Raw genomic sequence first — 17,065 nt, 5'->3', positions numbered from 1 at the left:
GAATTTGTCTATTCTTCCGTCGATTCTGAATCCGCAGAATCGTCAGTTTCTTGCTGCGGTTCTTTCTGATTCGCTTCATCTGTTGATTCGCTTTCTTCAGCATCATCGTCAGCGGACACAGCAGGCTTTGTCACGTCGTCGCGGATGGAACCGCCGGCCAAAACAGTTTTTGCGTCAGCAGCACTTTCAAAAATCGTGCTGGTGCCGTCGTCAAGCGGTACTTCCTCTTCTTTCTCTTCCTTTTTCTCAGGAACTACGTCAATGATGGAATTGAGTTCCATAATCTTCTTGGAGCCGCATCCGGTGAGAACCGTTCTCTTGCGGAACACAATCAGCAGCAAAATGCCTGCAAGGACGGAAGCGGCAGCAACTATCTGAGAAATTCTGAGCGGAATATACGGGGTAAGGAGGCTGTCTGTGCGAAGTCCTTCGATGAAGAAGCGGCCGATGCCGTACCAGACAATGTAAAGCAGGAAGACCTGCCCGTCATATCTGCGGAACCTTCTGCTGAAAATATGTAGCAGAACAAAACCGAGAATGCACCACAGAGATTCATAGAGGAAGCAAGGATGTACTCCGATGGATGAAAAAGCCTCCGTTGCTTCGCTCTGCATTCTCCACGGGAGGTCTGTCTCTGTGCCGAATGCCTCTTGGTTGACGAAGTTTCCCCAACGGCCGATTGACTGACCGATCAGGAAGCCGAGAGATGTAAGGTCCAAAACAGCCGGAACGCTGATCTTGCGGTGTTTTGCCATCAACCCACCGCCAAGGAGGCCGCCGATAATTCCGCCGTAGATGGCCAGACCGCCTTGCCAGATATACAGAATCGAGATGGGGTTGGACAGATACTCGGTACTTGCGTCGAACAGTACATAGTAAAGCCTTGCCCCTATGATGCCGGTAATAATTCCGACGATGACGGCGTCAATCAGCTTGTCCTCGTCCATGTGAAAGCGTTTGCAGCTCTTAAGAACATAGAAGAAAGCCACAAGAAAAGCGACCGCAATAATAATGCCATACCAGGCGAAATTATGGCCGCCTATGCTGAATGCCGTCGGGTTGATTTTCAGATCGATGCCTAACCCCGGAAATGAAACATTATACATTTACATCCACCACTCTAAAATATTTTGTCGCTCCACGCGGATATTACCGAATCGGTTTAACAATAGAAATTGCGGAATTCTCCGGATTCAACTGCACGTCAAGGCGGGCAAGAACGCTGTCCTCGTCAGCCTCCGCCACAGCATCGATATAAGAAAAGAGCTCACGGTCGGCGAAGGAAAGAGACAGCATTGTGTTTGCGATTACGCCCACATCGTTGAGAGCCATCAGATTGCGACCATAGACAGCATTCTTTGCTCTGCGGAACGCTTCTTTCCCGATTCCTTCTCGGCGGATTCGCTGAATCTCCTCTTTGATGCGTTCAGCAACCGCATCGGGGTCTGCAGACTCTCCCGAAAAAATCACCGAAGCGAAGCCTGGGCCTTCAAAATACTCATGGCTGAAAGACGCTTCATTGATAAGTCCATCATCGAGAAGGCTGCGGTAAAGAGGAGATGCCGGAGAAGCCAGTGCCTCCAGAAGAATATCAGTCGCTGCCAATTGCTGAACATTCGCTCTTCCGTTGGCAACGGATTCCTTGAAGCCGAGTTCAAACAATGGAACCGCAACAGAAAGGCTCTGTTCTATTCTCGGCTGCACAATCGTTTCCGGCTCCGGCTCGAAAATTCTCTGTACCTTTGACGGCGGAGAAGGTTTCAGCATTTTATCGCAAAGCGCAAGAACGCGCTCGGGATCAATATTACCCGCCACGCAAAGTGCCATATTATTGAGATTGTAAAAAGTATTATAGCACTTGTAAAGCAATTCGGGTGTTATTTGCGCGATGCTCTCGATCGTACCGGCAATATCAATTTTCACCGGATGGTTATGGTACAATGCTTTGAGCAGATTAAACATGACGCGCCACTGAGGGTTGTCGTCATACATCCGGATTTCCTGCCCGATGATTCCCTGTTCTTTTTGCACTGTCTTCTCTGTAAAGTATGGTGACTGTACAAAGTCCAGCAGAATCTCGAGCGCTTCATAAACATTCTCTGTGCAGGAAAAGAGATAGCATGTCATGTCAAAAGACGTGTAGGCATTTGCGCTGGCTCCGGTTTTGGCGTAGCGTGCAAATGCGTCACCGTCTTCGCTTTCAAACATTTTGTGCTCCAGGTAGTGAGCAATTCCGCTTGGCACGCACTGTGGCTCTTTGTCGCCGGTTGCCTGGAAGCAATTATCAATGGAACCATATTTTGTTCCAAACACCGCATAGGTGGAATTGTGTTTTTCTTTTGGATATAAATAAATGCGCAGACCCGACGAATGCTGAATCTCAAAATAGCGATCGCCGCATCTGTCGTTGCGTACTTCTTTAATTTTATTTTCTGTTGTCATTACTGCTTCGCCTCGATTCCCGTCAGCCGATAAACCGTATCGAGCACAACTTTATTTGCTGCCTCGACCAGTTCTTCCCGAGTTACAGCAGTAATCATGGCTGCTTCCTGCTCCGGTGTGCGGCTAGGATCTGAAAAAGTTTTGGAAAGATACCAGCCTTCCAAACTATCGAGTGAATCTGCAACGGTGTGGTAACTGTTGCACAGGCTAAGCTTTGCCGCCTGCAAATCGTCATCTGTAAAGTTGTTTTTCTTTACCTCTTCGAGTTGTTTGAGAATTTCATTCTTTGCTCGCTCAATATTTGTATTTTCCACGCCGCTCTGCACCATAAGAAGGCCCTTCATCGGGTTGAACATGGAGCTGCAGTAGTAGCAAAGGCTCATTTTCTCACGGACATTGAGGAAAAGCTTTGAATTCGGTGTTCCGCCATAGAGTGCGCTCATCAGCTTCATGGCGGGCACCATTTTATCCGGTTCTGCACACCCTGCCCGGAATCCCATGACGAGCTTTGACTGCGCAACATCCGTTGTTTCGGTCTCCTCTTTGGGGCAATCGACTGTTTTAATTACTTTACTGCAGGGTACGACCTTGAAGGCTCGTCCCACATTTAAAAATGCATCGGAGAAATCCTTAAATACAGGTTCCGGGTCACAATCGCCAAGCACAATAATTTCTGCCTGTGCACTGTGAATCATGCTCTGCCAGACCTGAGTCAGGTTTTCCCGCTTTATTGCCTGGATATCTTTTTTTGTACCGTAGCGGCCGATTCCATACGGTTCGCCGGAGCACATAATTTCTTCGCAGCGGCGGAGTGCATACAGCCGCTTGTCGTTAAATTCCGCATCCAGCGTTTCGGACATCTGGCGTTTTTCCTGCTCAAATCCGTCTTCCGGGAACATTCCATCCACAAGAAGCGGGTCAAACAGCAAGCTGCAAAGCAGACGTGAATACTCACTTGATAATTTTTCACCGCAAAGCGCATAACGATCGGCAAGGCCCGTAATGGAAATCGAAAGGACCTGCAAATCGCCTAACTTTTGTACATCTGCATCGAGCTCGGCACCATAGAGTTCGGCAAGATGCTCGTTCAGTTTTGTATAATCCGGATACTGCCGGCTTGCGCGTGTGAGCAAGAACGGCAGGATTGCATTTTCGCTGACCGTATCACGCTCCAACGGCCGGAAAAAATGTATAGATATTCGCACGGTTTTAAAACGACTGTCGCGGATACTTCTAAACCAGACGCCGTCGCAGACGGAACGCCGCTCAATTTCTGCCATTAACGATTCATCTCCAAAAGCAGTTTTCAGGTCTGAGCGCAGCCGCACCACGTCTATGCACAGAAAATTTCCGGTCTTTTTCTGCGCCGCATGGCACAGGAAGAAAGCCGACCGGCTGTGACTGCCACGCGGTTATTATACCACAATTGCAATCCATAGAAAAGATTGTATTTATGCCCTCTCCGAAAATTTACAATTTGACCGCAAACCTGCGCGATTTCTGTCGTGGATTGCGGCAATTCCGAACCCGTGATATAATAATTATACATTTTTACTCGGGGTGTATTGCTTGATAAAAATTCAGAACAAACCGCTTTGGGCAAAACTCGGGCTGTTCTTTATTACGATCGTCTGGGGAAGTGCCTTCGTTGTCGTAAAAGACGCATCAACCGAAATTTCTCCGTCTTATATTATCGCGATTCGTTTTGCGATAGCTACTGTAATTCTCAGTCTTGTCTTTCATAAAAGGCTGCTGCGAATCGGCCGCACAGAACGAATCGGCGGGTTAATTATCGGATTTCTCAATGCTCTTGCCTTTGAACTTCAGACCTACGGGGTTCAAAGGACAACCGCCGGAAACAACGCGTTTTTAACGGCGGTGTACTGCGTTTTGGTTCCGTTTTTCGCGTGGATTGTGCAAAAAAAGAAACCGAGCGTCTACAATGTTGTATCCGCTCTTCTGTGCTTTTTCGGCGTTGGGCTTCTCTCCCTAAAAAGTGGTCTAGTTATGAGTTTGGGAGACCTTCTTTCCCTGCTCTGCGGTGTTGCTTTTGCTATGCAAATCCTCGCAATTGATATTTTTACCGAGAATGGTGACCCTATACTTATTACGATTATTCAGTCCGCTGTTACCGTTGTTTTGACCCTTCCGGCAGCGTTGCTGTTTGAGCCGTTTCCAACTGCTGTCAGCTTTGATTCGATTCTTTCCCTTTTGTATGTTGCTGTTTTCAGCACAACCGTGGCATTCCTTCTGCAGAATGTATGCCAAAAATTCGTGGAGTCTTCTCAGGCTTCACTGATTATGTCACTCGAATCGGTATTCGGGACTCTTTGCGGCATTGTGTTCTTGAAGGAATCCATGACGGTTCGCACCTTCTTTGGCTGCGCAATCATCTTTGCCGCCATTTATCTTTCCGAGCGCCGTCCGTCGCGACGCAAAGCGGACAACGCACAAACATAACAAACAAAAAGCAAACGGGAGCGGAAATCCGCTCCCGTTTTTTGTCTGGTTTTAGACGCCTTTCAGGGCAGTCTCGATGTCTTCAAGAATATCCTTCGGATTCTCGATTCCTACGGAAAGGCGAATCATGTTCGGGCTGATTCCTGCTGCATCTAGCTGCTCATCAGTCAACTGACGGTGTGTTGTGCTGGCTGGGTGAAGGACGCAGGTACGCAGGTCAGCAACATGCGTTACAATGGAAGCAAGCTTTAGGCCCTCCATAAAGCGTACTGCGCCCTCGCGTCCGCCCTTTACGCCAAAGGAAATAACGCCGCTTGTTCCGTTTGGCATATATTTTTTCGCCAAAGCATGGTATTTGCTGCTTTCAAGGTCCGGGTAATTTACCCACTCGACCTTTTCGTTTTGCTCCAGGAATTTCGCTACCGCAAGGGCATTGGAGCAGTGACGTTCCATGCGAAGTGCCAGCGTTTCAAGGCCAAGGTTTAGAAGGAATGCATTCATCGGGGCAGCCTGAGCTCCAATATCGCGCATCATGTGGACGCGGGCTTTGGTAATGTAAGCAGCTTTTCCGAAGTCCTTTGCATATACCACGCCGTGATACGATTCATCCGGCTCCGTCAAATCAGGGAATTTTCCGTTATCCCAGTTGAAGTTTCCGCTGTCAACGATAACGCCACCGAGCTGCACCGCGTGCCCGTCCATATATTTCGTGGTGGAGTGAACGACAATATCTGCCCCAAATTCAAACGGACGGCAGTTAATCGGAGTCGGGAACGTATTATCTACAATCAGCGGAACGCCGTGGCTGTGAGCGACTTTCGCCAGTTTTTCAAGATCAGCAACAATTAAAGACGGGTTTGAAAGTGTTTCGGCGAAAAAGCAGCGGGTATTATCCTGAAATGCTGCGTTGAGCTCTTCCTCCGAGCTGTCCGGAGAAACAAACGTGCAGTCGACACCCATCTCACGGAGCGTTTTATTAAAGAGGTTAAAGGTTCCTCCGTAAATTGCTTCAGAACAGACGATATGATCGCCGCTGTGACAAATGTTCCAAACAGCTAGGAGCGAGGCAGCCATACCGGAAGATGTCAGCAGTGCGCCGACGCCGCCCTCGAGTGCCGCAATCTTTTTCTCTACGGCATCCAATGTCGGGTTGCCGATTCGGGTATAGAAAAATCCGTCTGCTTTCAGGTCAAAAAGATCACCCATAGCCTGAGCGGTATCGTATTTATAAGTCGTGCTTTGGACGATAGGTAAAACGCGCGGCTCCCCGTTTTTCGGCTCATATCCGGCGTGAATGCAGTTTGTGTCAATCCGATATCCCATTTTTACGACTCCTTTTTGTTATTACGAATGTATATTAGTGGAAGAAACTCCAAAACTCTGAGGCAATCGTGTCAGCAAAGAAAACCACGGCCGCTATTAAAAAGAAAAACATAATAGCAGAAATGATTCTCAGCAAAGCGCGACGACTGCGGCTCATCGGTTCTTCCTGTTCTTTGCCTGCGGCTTCTTGTTCAGGTTTTTCGGAGGTTTCTTTGTTTTCATCCTTCAAAGCGCCGATTGCCCGCATCACGTCTTTTGCATGGTCTATCTCGCCGAACGGAACGAATATGCGTGTCTGCATATAGCGGCTCTTCCCGAAAAAGACGGATGAAGCACTTCCGCCCAGGTTCTTTTCCATGTGCGGAATTCCCTCGTCGCTGAATGCTGCGGTAATTCTCTCCGCTTCCCCGCTGTCGGCCGTAAAGAGGAGGACCGGGTCATTTTCTTTCGGTATGCGAAGCTTCCTGCTGCCGCATACCGGGCACATCTGCTCATCACGGCTCAGAACCTGACATCTGTCGCAGTAAAGCATTTTCTCACTTCCTGCATGTATTATAGCATTCCGCACATATCAAAACAACAACAGATTCAAGCTCCCTCGTCATTCACGAGAAAAACAGGCCGAATCTGTTTCCCCTCCAGTGCTGCAAGGGCACACGGCAGAATCATGCTGAAATCTGCGACAAGTGAAAACGGCTTCTTTTGCGGTGCATCCTGTTTCATGGGCACAAAGTAAATGTTTTTTGTGTTAAGCAGCCTACCGAGATTCTGCGCTGACGCCGCCAGCGCATCATTGGTAGCCGGTGCCAATAGGACCGGAAGGCCAATCCGCAGACAGGATTTTGCCGCCATGGTGACAGACGTATCCGTAATCCCGTTGGCGAGCTTTCCGAGTGTATTGCCCGTGCATGGAGCAATAATAAGAATATCAACGAGTCTCTTAGGGCCGAGCGGCTCGGTATCCGGAATCGTTGTCAGAAGCTTTCGTCCGCAGATTTCTTCCACTTCTTTCACATAATCTTTGGCATTGCCAAATCTTGTGTCTGTGCTTGAGGCATTCCCCGACATAATTGGAATCAGCGGATAACCGCTCTCCGCAATTTTTCGCATCTCGTCTATAACGGTTCGGAATGTGCAGTATGAACCGCACATTGCAAAGCCAATTACCGGTTTTTCCAAACTGCTTCACTCTCCCATCATGCAGTATATCGTGTCGCGAATAATCTCTCCGGATGTTTTTGGCGCCACCAGCCCGGGCAAGGACGGAGCAAGGATGGCATGAATTCCTATTTTTTTCGCTGCTTCAAAATCCACTCCTCCCGGTGCGGAGGCAAGGTCAACAAGAAGTGAGCAGCCTCTCAAACCGGAAAGAACATGGCGGCTGAAAATCATCGCCGGAATCGTATTGAAGACAAGGTCAAAGCTCCCTTCCGGAATCTGTTCAATGCGAATAGCGTTGCAGCCCATCGACTCAATCCATGCCAAGTCTGAGGGTTTTCTCGCTGCAACGGTTACTTTGGCGCCGAGTCCGAGCAGCATCCGCGCAAGAGTTTTTCCTACATGCCCAAACCCGGCTACCAAACATCTGCTTTGGCTTACCGTTCCTACATATTCACGCATTGCTACTTCAATTGCGCCTTCGGCAGTTGGCACAGCATTCTTTACAAGGAACTCTTCCCTTGTGTAATAATCCGCTGCATCAATTTCCTGCCAGATTTCACTCGTGGAATACAGTCGTTCCATCATTCCTCCGAAGACGCGCTTTCCCTTCAACCTTTCTGCAAAGGAATCGTCAAGTGGAATGCGTTCATCGGTATATTCCGCTTTCAGATTCTGTCCGTCAAGCGTCACGGGAAGCGGAAGGATGACGGCACCGCAAACCGATGCCAGCTCATCAAACGGCACTTTTCTGACGCCCGGAGCCAACTCTACTTTATCAAATCCACATGCACAAACTTCGTATCCATCTCTGACGAGCGACTCAGCCAAATAAATCTGACGCTTGTCGCCGCCTAACACTCCGAAAGTAACTGAATTATTCATAACCGCCTCCACTGAAGCCTTCCATATTATTTCTTCAACATAATATGGGGGCATTAAGCTGCCTGTGCATCTGCAAAATGGCTGTCTATCTTATTTTCTGTTTGCATTTGTAGCAAAAGGTGATTATTATTAATATGTTTGGCAATATAATTATTGTTGGAAAATTCTGCACAAGGCTTAAGAATAGATGATGAGGAGACGTCTTATGGAAAACAATGATATCCTTTCAAAAGTGAAAAAAATACATTTTATCGGAATCGGCGGTTCCGGCATGTGCCCGATTGCCGAAATCCTTTTGCATAAAGGTTATGAACTCTCCGGCTCAGACAACGCAGAATCGGATACCCTCGCAAGAATCCGCAGCTATGGTATCCCCGTTTCTATGGGTCAGAGAGCTGAAAATATTAAAGACGCCGAATTGGTTGTCTTTTCCGCTGCAATTAAAGACGATAACCCCGAACTTGTAGCGGCCCGCCAAAAAGGGATTCCAACCGTGGAGCGTTCCGTCATGCTCGGCATGGTAACACGGCATTTTCCAAACACCATCGCCGTATCCGGAACACACGGAAAAACGACGACCACAGCGATGATAACACAGGTTCTTTTGGAGGCTGGGCTTGACCCTTCTGCAATTATCGGCGGGAAACTTCCGCTCATCGGCGGCAACGGTCGGGTCGGCAAATCCGACACCATCGTCTGCGAGGCCTGCGAGTTTGTTGATACATTTCTACAGCTGAACCCTGCCATTTCCATTATTCTGAATATCGACAACGACCACTTGGACTATTTCGGAACCGTTGAGAACGCCATTCGTTCCTTCCATCAGTTCTGCAAACAGACTACCGGAACCATTATTGTAAACGGCGATAACGCAAATGCCTTAAAAGCAGTGGAAGGAATCACGAACGCGCGTATCGTCACTTATGGATTTGCGCCTTCTAATGACTACTGCGCCGCCGATATTCAACCGACATTTCGTGCACGGGAACAGTTCACCGTTCTCAAAAAAGGCGAGAAAGCAGCCGACATATCCCTCAGTGTTCCGGGGAAGCACAACATTTACAATGCGCTGGCCGCCTTCGCCATTGGAGACCTGATGGGCATTGACGCGCAGCAGATTGCAAAGAGCCTTCATGCTTTTACGGGTGTCCACCGCAGATTTGAGCTTCTGGGTGAATTCGGCGGCGTTACGGTTGCGGACGACTTTGCCCACCACCCGACTGAGATTACGGCAACCCTTACCGCAGCGAAAGAAATGGGCTTTTCCAGCGTTTGGGCTGTTTTTCAACCGCACACCTATTCCCGCACCTATCTGCTTTTCAATGATTTTGTAAAAGCGCTGAAAATTGCGGACCACGTTGTTCTTTCCGAGATTCTCGCCGTCCGAGAGACAAATATCTATAACATTTACGCAAAAGATCTTGCAGAAAAAATCCCCGGATGCGTTTGGTTCAAGACCTTTGAGGAAATTTCGGATTATGTGATCAAAAATGCAAAGGATGGTGACCTAATCCTTACATTGGGCGGCGGCGATATCTATAAGTGCGCCAACATGATTGTAGAAAAATATAAAAAGCTCGGAAAATAATCGTGCGCCTTCATTCTCGACTCTGATGAACGGGAGGAGAATTTAATGGAATATAGGATGCTCGACGAAGTCTGTGGAATGGACGAATCCACGAAAGCCACAATCGAAGAAAGCGACCGGCTGGTTCTTTCGGCCGTGAAAGACGGAAAAGAAAAAGTGCTTGTTACATTCGTTCGGAACGACAAAAAGATTACAGCATTTAAGGCTGCTGCCGTGATTGCCGGCACCGACTATGCAATTGCCGTTACAAGCAAAAAAGACGTGACCAATAAAAAATAACATACCGCATATAAAACAACCACCGGCCAAGCCGGTGGTTGTTTTGCTAGATAAAGCCCGCGTTTCTCGTCACTAAGAAATGAAATTACAAAGGGCAGGGCGAACAAGTATGGCAAGGTCGTTGACCTTTGAGAAATTCAAAACAATTCTCCTATGACAAGTAAAGATTTAATTATATTCACGTTCGCATGTGGTGGTGCCTCCGGGCGGAATCGAACCGTCGACACGGGATTTTGGGGTATATGTCTTTGTGTTTCCCCGGGCAGAAAGTCCTAGACATCGGCACAGGAACTGATGTCCTCCCTCGGGACATGTATCATTATGGTGCAGACTGGATAGGCACCGTAATATCATCATCTTCTTCTATCTGTGAGATATGTTTTTTGTTGACAAAAGTTAGAAAAAAATAATACAAAATCAACTAAATTATGTGGTCATTTGACAATTTCTGAATTATAATTAGAGTTAATATTACTCTGATTGAGAGAGTGGATAATCAGTGTGTCGATTGTGGAAAGGGATTGTGTAAAGAATGCGCAAGTAAGTTTTCGATACCTATATGTCCGGAATGCAATCTCAAGAGGATTAAAGCGGATAAAGAACAATTGCACAAGAACCTTATTATTATGGCAACTGCTTTTGTCGGAGGATTTTGTTTATGTCCCGTACAAAATGCGGGAATGAAATTGCTAACAGGTTACATGTTTGCCGGAATCCCTTGGGGCTGGAGCATTTTAGACAAAATCACTCCAACTATGTTTCTGTGCCTTTCTTGGTTTGGCTGGATCATCTACGCAGTGCTTAAGCTTTGTTTAGCTGGGGTGGTTGGAATGTTTGTAACGCCATATAAGATTTACAAAATTGTAAAAGAGCTTTCTGAGACTAACGAAAAAGAAGAATACACAAAGCAGGTTAAGTAGTTTGAAAGCCGTTAACAAATGTCTTGCTTATGAATTGTAAAGGCAAGTCCTATCATGTAAGATAGGACTTGCCTTTTTGCAAGCAATATCCGATAAATGTATATCAAATTTATTGGCGTGATACACAGAAGGTGCTAGGACCACATTCTGTTATCATAAGTAAGCATTTAATCACATATTACGTTCTTACTTACTGAAACAAAAAAGGCCCTTACTGGGCCTTTTTTGTTATCTCTTTTGGAGGCGTCACCCAGATTCGGACTGGGGATCAGGGTTTTGCAGACCCTTGCCTTACCACTTGGCTATGACGCCAGACAAGTTGGAGCGAACGACGGGGCTCGAACCCGCTACCTCCACCTTGGCAAGGTGGCGCTCTACCAGATGAGCTACGTTCGCAAGCGGTGGTGCCTCCGGGCGGAATCGAACCACCGACACGGGGATTTTCAGTCCCCTGCTCTACCAACTGAGCTACAGAGGCATATTATGGCGACTCGGATCGGGATCGAACCGACGACCTCTAGCGTGACAGGCTAGCGTTCTAACCAGCTGAACTACCGAGCCAGGTGGTGGGAACAATAGGACTCGAACCTATGACCCCCTGCTTGTAAGGCAGGGGGTCATCCCCTATTAATTCATAGACCTATTCAATTCATGTAGCATTTGAGAACCGAATCATTAATTCGGTTCTTTTTTATATGCAATAACTCGGACAAAATGTCCGACTTGAAGGGAGGAAATACAATGACAAAAAAGGCATCAATCCTTGTGACTATCAAAAGTCCGCATTGTAAATCCAACATTTAGAAAGGAAGTCCGAGAAAAATGCTTAAACTTAGGATAACTGGTTTACCTTCCGAAATCGAAGGATTTTTGGCAAAATTCAAAAAACATTTCACCCTCCTAAATGAGACAAAAGATTACAAGAACAGCAATAGCAAATTCGTTCGAAAATATGTTGATGTGTCTTATGAGGAGGATGAAAAAAATGAGTAATATTATTGCAGTTTCACTGGAAAAAGGCGGAGTCGGAAAAACAACCACAGTTTTGAATATTGGTGCGGGATTCACCAAACTTGGATATCATGTCTTACTTGTAGATCTTGATCAACAAGGTCATCTGTCCCGTTGGCTTGGATGGCAGGAAGACGGGAAACCCGCCATCAGTGAACTGATATATCAAGAGGTAAGCAAAATCAAAACTGCTGAATATCAGCAATTTGTCCGGCACAGTGAAAGAGAGAATCTGGACTACATACCCGCAAATAAGATGCTCGGCGGGATTTACGCCATTCTCGGAGCCGATGGCGAAAGCAATACTGTCCTCCGGAGAATCTTTCATCAAGAATTTTTCGGTGCTTACGATTATATCATTTTTGACTGCCCAACTGCCGTTGATAATCTCCTGGTGTCCAATGCCCTACAATGCAGCGACAAGCTGCTGATTCCGGTACAGGCCGAGAAATTCGCATATGACGGAATACCTCTGATGCTTCAGCGGTACATGGCGATTAAGCAAACAAATGATATCCGTCCTTTCTTAGCGGGAATGTTGATTACCATGTATAATTCTCGCACAACTATGAGCAAAGAAGTTCGTGAAGCATTGATTGAAAGTTACGGTGAACTTGTGTTTCCGGAACCAATTCCAATGCTGCAAGAGGCTAGGAATAGCACCAACGACGAATCTCCTCTATGCGGCAGTTTAGTTGGAAGGAAAAATAGCCGCGTTGGTCAGGCGTATCTTGCAGCTGCTATGAGGATTGCAGGTGAGGCAAAATGAAAACACAAACAATACCTACACTTGAACAGGCTTTTTCGGGTACACTATTCGGTTCGGCTGCTATGCCTCAGAATGGAAAGACAATTGTAGAGATTTCCCCTTCAGAGTTGGAAGAGATCAAAAATCAGCCGTTTCGTGCTTACAACTCGGACAAATTGTCCGAGCTGGCAGATAGCATTCTCAAAAACGGACAGATGCAGCCGTGTATTGTCCGGAAAAAAGATGGCAAGTATATCATTCTTGCCGGACGAAACCGTAAACGAGCCTGTCAAAGGCTCGGAATAAAAGTAAAATGTATCGTGCTGGAATGCAGTGACGCAGAAGCAGACCTTATTCTTACAGATACAAATCTGTATCAGCGCCATGAATTGTTGCCGTCCGAGCTGGCGGCCGCCTATGCAATGCAAAAGGCAGCCTATGAAGCTAAAGGTGAAAGGAAAAGCACTGCCGCAATTGCTGATGCTTACGGCGAAACGGTTAAGACCGTGTATCGCTATATAAAGCTCAATGACCTTGACAAAAAACTTCTCTCCTATGTGGACGAAGGACGTATACCCGTTATGGCCGGTGTGGCACTCACAAATACCGAAGACCCGGAAGACCAACGGCGGTTAGCTGAATATATGATTAGACATCCGAAACTCAAAATTTCCGTGAAGCAGGCAGAGGGCCTTATCCATCTAGAAAAAGAACACGGCTGGTATACAAATGTTCTTGACGAATTTTTCAAAAAGAAAGCACATGAGAAAAATTCAGAAACGCTTACAACGCTTACACAGAAAACTTCGGATGAAGAAGTAAAAAAAAGCACTGATACTTATCATCGAATGACGCTCGTTAAGAGCGATGGTAGCTATTGGAGTCCCAACACCAGAGAAGAGCTAATACAGCGTCTCGCTGAATATGAAGATATGTTCCCTGATGGGCCAGACCCAACAAAATGCCATTAAGCGAAAAACTGAGAAAAGCCGAGAAATGCAGAGATTGCATTTTCTCGGCTTTATCACAATATATTGTGGTTTTGAGAGCACGAATGTTTGTTACGAAAATGATGATAATTTGTGATAATGCTCGATTTTGGGAGTTGACAATAGCAAAACACCAAAGCGGTACCAAATTATACAAAATAACAGTTTAGGCCAAAAAGGACTGAACTAATCTAACAAGGGAGTGGGAAATAAATGGAGATAGAGATTACTCTACAAAAACTTCGCAAATGGTACGAATGTTGTGTAAATATGGATGAATATGGTGAAAATGACAACCACCCCTTGCTCGATATTGTTCAATGCAAAGACGGAACCAAAATCAAAATATATGTGAATCGGACAGCAACAGGCAATGACTGTTGCTATTCTTTTATCTGATGAACAGAAAAGTGAGGAAAAGAAAATGAGTGAAATACAACACGGAAGATTCCGCCATAAAACAAACTTTGCTGCCGTATCAAATACGGCCCTTCAAGACCCTCGCCTCAGTCTCCGCGCGAAAGGTCTATACGCACTAATCCAGAGCTATATCAACATCCCAAACTATGATCTCTATAAAAGTTTCCTGCAAAAATCATCCATTGAAGGTACTAGAGCATTCGACAGTGCCTGGAACGAATTGAAGGATTGTGGCTATCTGAAACAATACCGCATCCCTGGGAGCAATCGTGGTCGGTTTGAGTACGAGTATGAACTTCTTGATACTCCAGATACTACAACTCCATCAATCGTGAATATGAACCATAAACATGAAGAAAACAAATCGGTAAAGACTCCTCCAGAGCCTGAAGACCCCACGCCAGAAGCCAATACTGACCATACCCTACAAAATGTACCCTATGGTGAGGAAGGCAGTGAACAAACTTCACCTGACCATACCCTACAAAAAGCACCGTATGCTCAGAGCACCGTATGCTCAGAGCACCCTATGCTCGAAGCACCCTATGCTAAACGTAGGTGTATAAATAATAATAAGACTAATAAGACTGATATAAATAATAAAAATATTAATAATAATCAGTCTATCAATCAGTCTTATGGAAAATCTCCCTCTGCTGACATGACTGACGGACAGACAGACGAAATACGCAAGTCACTTATGGAGCAGATAGATTATGATTACTTTGACGAAAACTATCCAGATGATCTGGATTGTGTTAAGGCACTGATTGATTGTATGGTCGAACTGCTTACTAAACCACAAAGCAAAATCAACGGCACTTTACAAAGTCGATCTTATTTCAAGTCATACATATCCAATGTGACCTCGGACGATATCCGAGGTTTTCTTGACCACATGAAAGGTCAAAGCATGGCCGGAGTCCGAAATATTTCCGCATACTGGCGAAGCGCTTTTATTAACTATCTGCGCGATGACAAATTCACGATGCAGACGATTCAAAACTGGTAAGGAGAAATTGTTATGGAAGTTACTTGCGTAAGACTGAGACTAGTCAATCAAAACCGCCTGCGAGCTATTGCAAGTATTACGCTCGACAACGAAATTAACATTGACGATATTAAAATCATCCAGGCAAAGAACCGTATGTGCATCATGTATGCGCAGAACAAGGTCGGGCAGTACATCGTTGCGCCAACGAATCCTAATACGAGCAGAAAAATTGAATCTGCCGTCTTGGAATGCTACAAGCGTAACGCACAAGAAAGCAGGGTTGATTATGCTTGGTGTTAAGAATCAGATAATCGCTCATAAAAAGACAGCAGCGGTAATCGTTGCTGTTTTTCTTTTATCTGTGATGGCTATTATTTTCACGTTGAGGCAACCAACAAGCGCAATATCATCAACAAGTCAAACATCCAGTACAGTATCTAGCCTCGTGAGTGTGACGGTTAAAGAAATACACCGGACACAAGGGACAAGCAGCATCAGTACGGACAGCACAAGTAAAAATGCACAAGCAATTCTGCTGACTTCTTCATCAGCCCAAAATCAAAAGTCGTATTCACCCTCGACCTCATCCCCTATCGATCATAACGAGGTATCAGCTTCTTCCGGCACTTCCGAACAATCCGTCAACCGGGTACAATCCATAGAAGCGCCCCACGAGGTTACATTATCCGTAGGAGAAAGCATTGGAATCAACATAAGAGTTCTTCCGGAGGATGCTGTTGACAAGGCTGTCAGTTGGGAATCAGACAATCCAGAGATCGCATTGGTTGATAATACCGGAATCGTTACCGGAATCAGCACCGGTAGCTGTCATATCACTGTATCCTCTCAGTTTGACAATAAAATACAGGCAATCATCAGTTTAACCGTGAAATCAGAATAATAATTGACTTTTTCTGACAAGGAATTATAATAGATAGAAAGAGGGGCGTTGAATGATGAAAAGTATGAAAAAAGCGAGCTATATTCTCGCAGTTGCTATAATCAGCGTGACAATTGGTCACGGAATTGCAGCATTAACGCGTGTGTCGGCAGTTCCAATGAGCACTTCGACAGAATTATCTGATGCTGGTTCCAGCGGCTTAAACAGTTTAGGTACAGTAAACACAAACGAATCAGAAGCTGTAAAGATAACAAACGATCACAATTCGAGCAGCTTTTCCATTTCCGCCGTCTCTGAATATTCACCCGGAATGGCAATAAGCAGTTCCAGAACGACATCCGTTTCCAGCGGCACTAAATCGGTTGCAACTTCTAATTTCACGACAAACAGCAGAGCATCTAGCGCAAAAGTGAGTGTAAACAACAGTGCTGCTTCGACAACTGCGAGAACTAAGAAAGACAACAGCGCCAATTCTACAAAATCGAGTACAACAAAATCCAGCAGCACTACTTCTACAAAATCGACTACAAAGAAAAACAACAGCGCTGCATCAACACAATCAAGCACAAAAGCTACCAGTAGTATAGGTAAAATCATAAATTCAGATGACTCAACTGACTTAAATGACCGAGTCGTATCTGCAAGTGATACTCATAAAGTAGAAGCACCTTATGATATAAATGCAATACGAAACGAGTTGATTTCCTATGGTGAATCAAAAGGATTGTACTATAATCCGAATCTTCAGATAGAAGACTGCGGTTATGAGTTTCCTATTGATATCTTACAGGATACGCTTGACGAATCAGATTTTATTCAAAAGGCAAAACAAGCAATTGATTCTTTGATTAAAAACAGAAAAGCTGAAGGAGCAGATTTCAATCCAGTGTTTGTAAAGAAATCAAATAAAGTAAATGATTATTGGGTATATGAATTATATAAATAAT

The 17,065-nt window shown here is 45.6% G+C and carries 18 protein-coding genes, 4 tRNA genes and 1 pseudogene; 12 read left to right on the top strand and 11 right to left on the bottom strand.

What is annotated here, in order from left to right; all coding sequences use genetic code 11:
• Positions 1-8: 8 nt before the first annotated feature.
• The 3 genes from lgt to yfmF are packed head-to-tail and all read right to left on the bottom strand — an operon-like array spanning position 9 to position 3,722.
• Positions 9-1,106, bottom strand: coding sequence for a prolipoprotein diacylglyceryl transferase (gene lgt / locus NOG13_RS03295; protein WP_283110859.1), 1,098 nt, complete (start codon positions 1,104-1,106; stop codon positions 9-11).
• Between the two features lie 43 nt (positions 1,107-1,149).
• Complete coding sequence (yfmH, locus tag NOG13_RS03290; protein WP_283110858.1) at positions 1,150-2,442, bottom strand: EF-P 5-aminopentanol modification-associated protein YfmH; 1,293 nt, start codon at positions 2,440-2,442, stop codon at positions 1,150-1,152.
• Entirely contained in the window at positions 2,442-3,722 is a 1,281-nt protein-coding gene (gene yfmF / locus NOG13_RS03285) for an EF-P 5-aminopentanol modification-associated protein YfmF (protein ID WP_283110857.1), read from the bottom strand. Before yfmF ends, yfmH begins: the two co-directional genes overlap by 1 nt.
• A gap of 289 nt (positions 3,723-4,011) precedes the next feature.
• On the opposite strand from yfmF, the gene NOG13_RS03280 reads away from it, so the two are divergent.
• Positions 4,012-4,902, top strand: a complete 891-nt coding sequence (locus NOG13_RS03280) for a DMT family transporter (RefSeq protein WP_283110856.1) — start codon at positions 4,012-4,014, stop codon at positions 4,900-4,902.
• 51 nt (positions 4,903-4,953) lie between these two features.
• Here the strand turns inward: NOG13_RS03280 and NOG13_RS03275 are convergent, their stop codons facing one another.
• From NOG13_RS03275 to dpsA, 4 genes are read right to left on the bottom strand one after another with little or no spacing between them, the layout of a single operon-like run.
• Positions 4,954-6,225, bottom strand: coding sequence for an O-acetylhomoserine aminocarboxypropyltransferase/cysteine synthase family protein (locus tag NOG13_RS03275; protein ID WP_283110855.1), 1,272 nt, complete (start codon positions 6,223-6,225; stop codon positions 4,954-4,956).
• Between the two features lie 34 nt (positions 6,226-6,259).
• The gene (locus tag NOG13_RS03270; protein ID WP_283110854.1) at positions 6,260-6,757 is read right to left on the bottom strand and encodes a putative signal transducing protein; all 498 of its coding nucleotides are present in this window, start codon (positions 6,755-6,757) and stop codon (positions 6,260-6,262) included.
• Between the two features lie 56 nt (positions 6,758-6,813).
• On the bottom strand, positions 6,814-7,404 hold the full coding sequence (locus tag NOG13_RS03265; RefSeq protein WP_283110853.1) for a dipicolinate synthase subunit B: 591 nt from the start codon (positions 7,402-7,404) through the stop codon (positions 6,814-6,816).
• 6 nt (positions 7,405-7,410) lie between these two features.
• The gene (gene dpsA, locus NOG13_RS03260) at positions 7,411-8,268 is read right to left on the bottom strand and encodes a dipicolinate synthase subunit DpsA (RefSeq protein ID WP_283110852.1); all 858 of its coding nucleotides are present in this window, start codon (positions 8,266-8,268) and stop codon (positions 7,411-7,413) included.
• A 205-nt stretch (positions 8,269-8,473) separates the two neighbouring features.
• On the opposite strand from dpsA, the gene murC reads away from it, so the two are divergent.
• The 4 genes and pseudogenes from murC to NOG13_RS03240 all read left to right on the top strand — a co-directional run bounded on the left by murC (position 8,474) and on the right by NOG13_RS03240 (position 11,055).
• A complete protein-coding gene (murC, locus tag NOG13_RS03255; RefSeq protein ID WP_283110851.1) occupies positions 8,474-9,856 on the top strand; it encodes a UDP-N-acetylmuramate--L-alanine ligase in 1,383 nt (460 codons plus the stop codon).
• A 45-nt stretch (positions 9,857-9,901) separates the two neighbouring features.
• Positions 9,902-10,135 carry a hypothetical protein gene (locus NOG13_RS03250; RefSeq protein ID WP_283110850.1) on the top strand — a complete coding sequence of 78 codons (234 nt, stop codon included), beginning with the start codon at positions 9,902-9,904 and terminating at the stop codon, positions 10,133-10,135.
• A 248-nt stretch (positions 10,136-10,383) separates the two neighbouring features.
• Positions 10,384-10,488, top strand: a pseudogene (locus NOG13_RS09530) (class I SAM-dependent methyltransferase); the annotation flags it as partial.
• Positions 10,489-10,740: 252 nt separating this feature from the next.
• Positions 10,741-11,055 carry a hypothetical protein gene (locus NOG13_RS03240; RefSeq protein ID WP_283110849.1) on the top strand — a complete coding sequence of 105 codons (315 nt, stop codon included), beginning with the start codon at positions 10,741-10,743 and terminating at the stop codon, positions 11,053-11,055.
• Positions 11,056-11,293: 238 nt separating this feature from the next.
• Here the strand turns inward: NOG13_RS03240 and NOG13_RS03235 are convergent.
• The 4 genes from NOG13_RS03235 to NOG13_RS03220 all read right to left on the bottom strand — a co-directional run bounded on the left by NOG13_RS03235 (position 11,294) and on the right by NOG13_RS03220 (position 11,616).
• Positions 11,294-11,367 (bottom strand) — tRNA-Cys (locus NOG13_RS03235).
• 8 nt (positions 11,368-11,375) lie between these two features.
• Positions 11,376-11,451, bottom strand: a tRNA-Gly gene (locus NOG13_RS03230).
• 6 nt (positions 11,452-11,457) lie between these two features.
• Positions 11,458-11,533 (bottom strand) — tRNA-Phe (locus tag NOG13_RS03225).
• Between the two features lie 6 nt (positions 11,534-11,539).
• Positions 11,540-11,616: transfer RNA gene (locus NOG13_RS03220), tRNA-Asp, on the bottom strand.
• Positions 11,617-11,877: 261 nt separating this feature from the next.
• On the opposite strand from NOG13_RS03220, the gene NOG13_RS03215 reads away from it, so the two are divergent.
• From NOG13_RS03215 to NOG13_RS03185, 7 genes are all read left to right on the top strand, one after another.
• Positions 11,878-12,048 (top strand): DUF3970 family protein, encoded by a 171-nt coding sequence (locus tag NOG13_RS03215; protein WP_283110848.1) that lies wholly within the window; start codon positions 11,878-11,880, stop codon positions 12,046-12,048.
• Positions 12,041-12,835, top strand: coding sequence for a ParA family protein (locus tag NOG13_RS03210; RefSeq protein ID WP_283110847.1), 795 nt, complete (start codon positions 12,041-12,043; stop codon positions 12,833-12,835). Before NOG13_RS03215 ends, NOG13_RS03210 begins: the two co-directional genes overlap by 8 nt.
• Positions 12,832-13,785, top strand: a complete 954-nt coding sequence (locus NOG13_RS03205; RefSeq protein ID WP_283110846.1) for a ParB/RepB/Spo0J family partition protein — start codon at positions 12,832-12,834, stop codon at positions 13,783-13,785. The genes NOG13_RS03210 and NOG13_RS03205 overlap by 4 nt, the downstream gene beginning before the upstream one ends.
• 391 nt (positions 13,786-14,176) lie before the next feature.
• Complete coding sequence (locus NOG13_RS03200) at positions 14,177-15,235, top strand: DUF6017 domain-containing protein (protein WP_283110845.1); 1,059 nt, start codon at positions 14,177-14,179, stop codon at positions 15,233-15,235.
• Between the two features lie 12 nt (positions 15,236-15,247).
• Positions 15,248-15,517, top strand: a complete 270-nt coding sequence (locus NOG13_RS03195) for a septation protein SpoVG family protein (RefSeq protein ID WP_283110844.1) — start codon at positions 15,248-15,250, stop codon at positions 15,515-15,517.
• Entirely contained in the window at positions 15,504-16,118 is a 615-nt protein-coding gene (locus tag NOG13_RS03190) for an Ig-like domain-containing protein (protein WP_283110843.1), read from the top strand. Before NOG13_RS03195 ends, NOG13_RS03190 begins: the two co-directional genes overlap by 14 nt.
• 52 nt (positions 16,119-16,170) lie before the next feature.
• Positions 16,171-17,064 carry a hypothetical protein gene (locus NOG13_RS03185; RefSeq protein ID WP_283110842.1) on the top strand — a complete coding sequence of 298 codons (894 nt, stop codon included), beginning with the start codon at positions 16,171-16,173 and terminating at the stop codon, positions 17,062-17,064.
• Position 17,065: the final 1 nt, after the last annotated feature.

Origin of the sequence: Thermocaproicibacter melissae (genome assembly GCF_024498295.1) — a bacterium.
Classification (GTDB): domain Bacteria; phylum Bacillota; class Clostridia; order Oscillospirales; family Acutalibacteraceae; genus Thermocaproicibacter; species Thermocaproicibacter melissae.
Note: the sequence above shows the minus strand (reverse complement) of the source record. Positions and strands in the feature narration are given on the sequence as shown.

Excerpts from the sequence above, each read along its gene's own strand:
- lgt (WP_283110859.1), bottom strand. The coding sequence starts at position 1,106 with ATGTATAATGTTTCATTTCCGGGGTTAGGCATCGATCTGAAAATCAAC.
- NOG13_RS03210 (WP_283110847.1), top strand. The coding sequence starts at position 12,041 with ATGAGTAATATTATTGCAGTTTCACTGGAAAAAGGCGGAGTCGGAAAA.
- NOG13_RS03250 (WP_283110850.1), top strand. The coding sequence starts at position 9,902 with ATGGAATATAGGATGCTCGACGAAGTCTGTGGAATGGACGAATCCACG.
- yfmF (WP_283110857.1), bottom strand. The coding sequence starts at position 3,722 with ATGGCAGAAATTGAGCGGCGTTCCGTCTGCGACGGCGTCTGGTTTAGA.
- NOG13_RS03275 (WP_283110855.1), bottom strand. The coding sequence starts at position 6,225 with ATGGGATATCGGATTGACACAAACTGCATTCACGCCGGATATGAGCCG.
- NOG13_RS03205 (WP_283110846.1), top strand. The coding sequence starts at position 12,832 with ATGAAAACACAAACAATACCTACACTTGAACAGGCTTTTTCGGGTACA.
- NOG13_RS03190 (WP_283110843.1), top strand. The coding sequence starts at position 15,504 with ATGCTTGGTGTTAAGAATCAGATAATCGCTCATAAAAAGACAGCAGCG.
- NOG13_RS03215 (WP_283110848.1), top strand. The coding sequence starts at position 11,878 with ATGCTTAAACTTAGGATAACTGGTTTACCTTCCGAAATCGAAGGATTT.
- dpsA (WP_283110852.1), bottom strand. The coding sequence starts at position 8,268 with ATGAATAATTCAGTTACTTTCGGAGTGTTAGGCGGCGACAAGCGTCAG.
- yfmH (WP_283110858.1), bottom strand. The coding sequence starts at position 2,442 with ATGACAACAGAAAATAAAATTAAAGAAGTACGCAACGACAGATGCGGC.
- NOG13_RS03270 (WP_283110854.1), bottom strand. The coding sequence starts at position 6,757 with ATGCTTTACTGCGACAGATGTCAGGTTCTGAGCCGTGATGAGCAGATG.
- NOG13_RS03195 (WP_283110844.1), top strand. The coding sequence starts at position 15,248 with ATGGAAGTTACTTGCGTAAGACTGAGACTAGTCAATCAAAACCGCCTG.
- NOG13_RS03200 (WP_283110845.1), top strand. The coding sequence starts at position 14,177 with ATGACTGTTGCTATTCTTTTATCTGATGAACAGAAAAGTGAGGAAAAG.
- NOG13_RS03185 (WP_283110842.1), top strand. The coding sequence starts at position 16,171 with ATGATGAAAAGTATGAAAAAAGCGAGCTATATTCTCGCAGTTGCTATA.
- murC (WP_283110851.1), top strand. The coding sequence starts at position 8,474 with ATGGAAAACAATGATATCCTTTCAAAAGTGAAAAAAATACATTTTATC.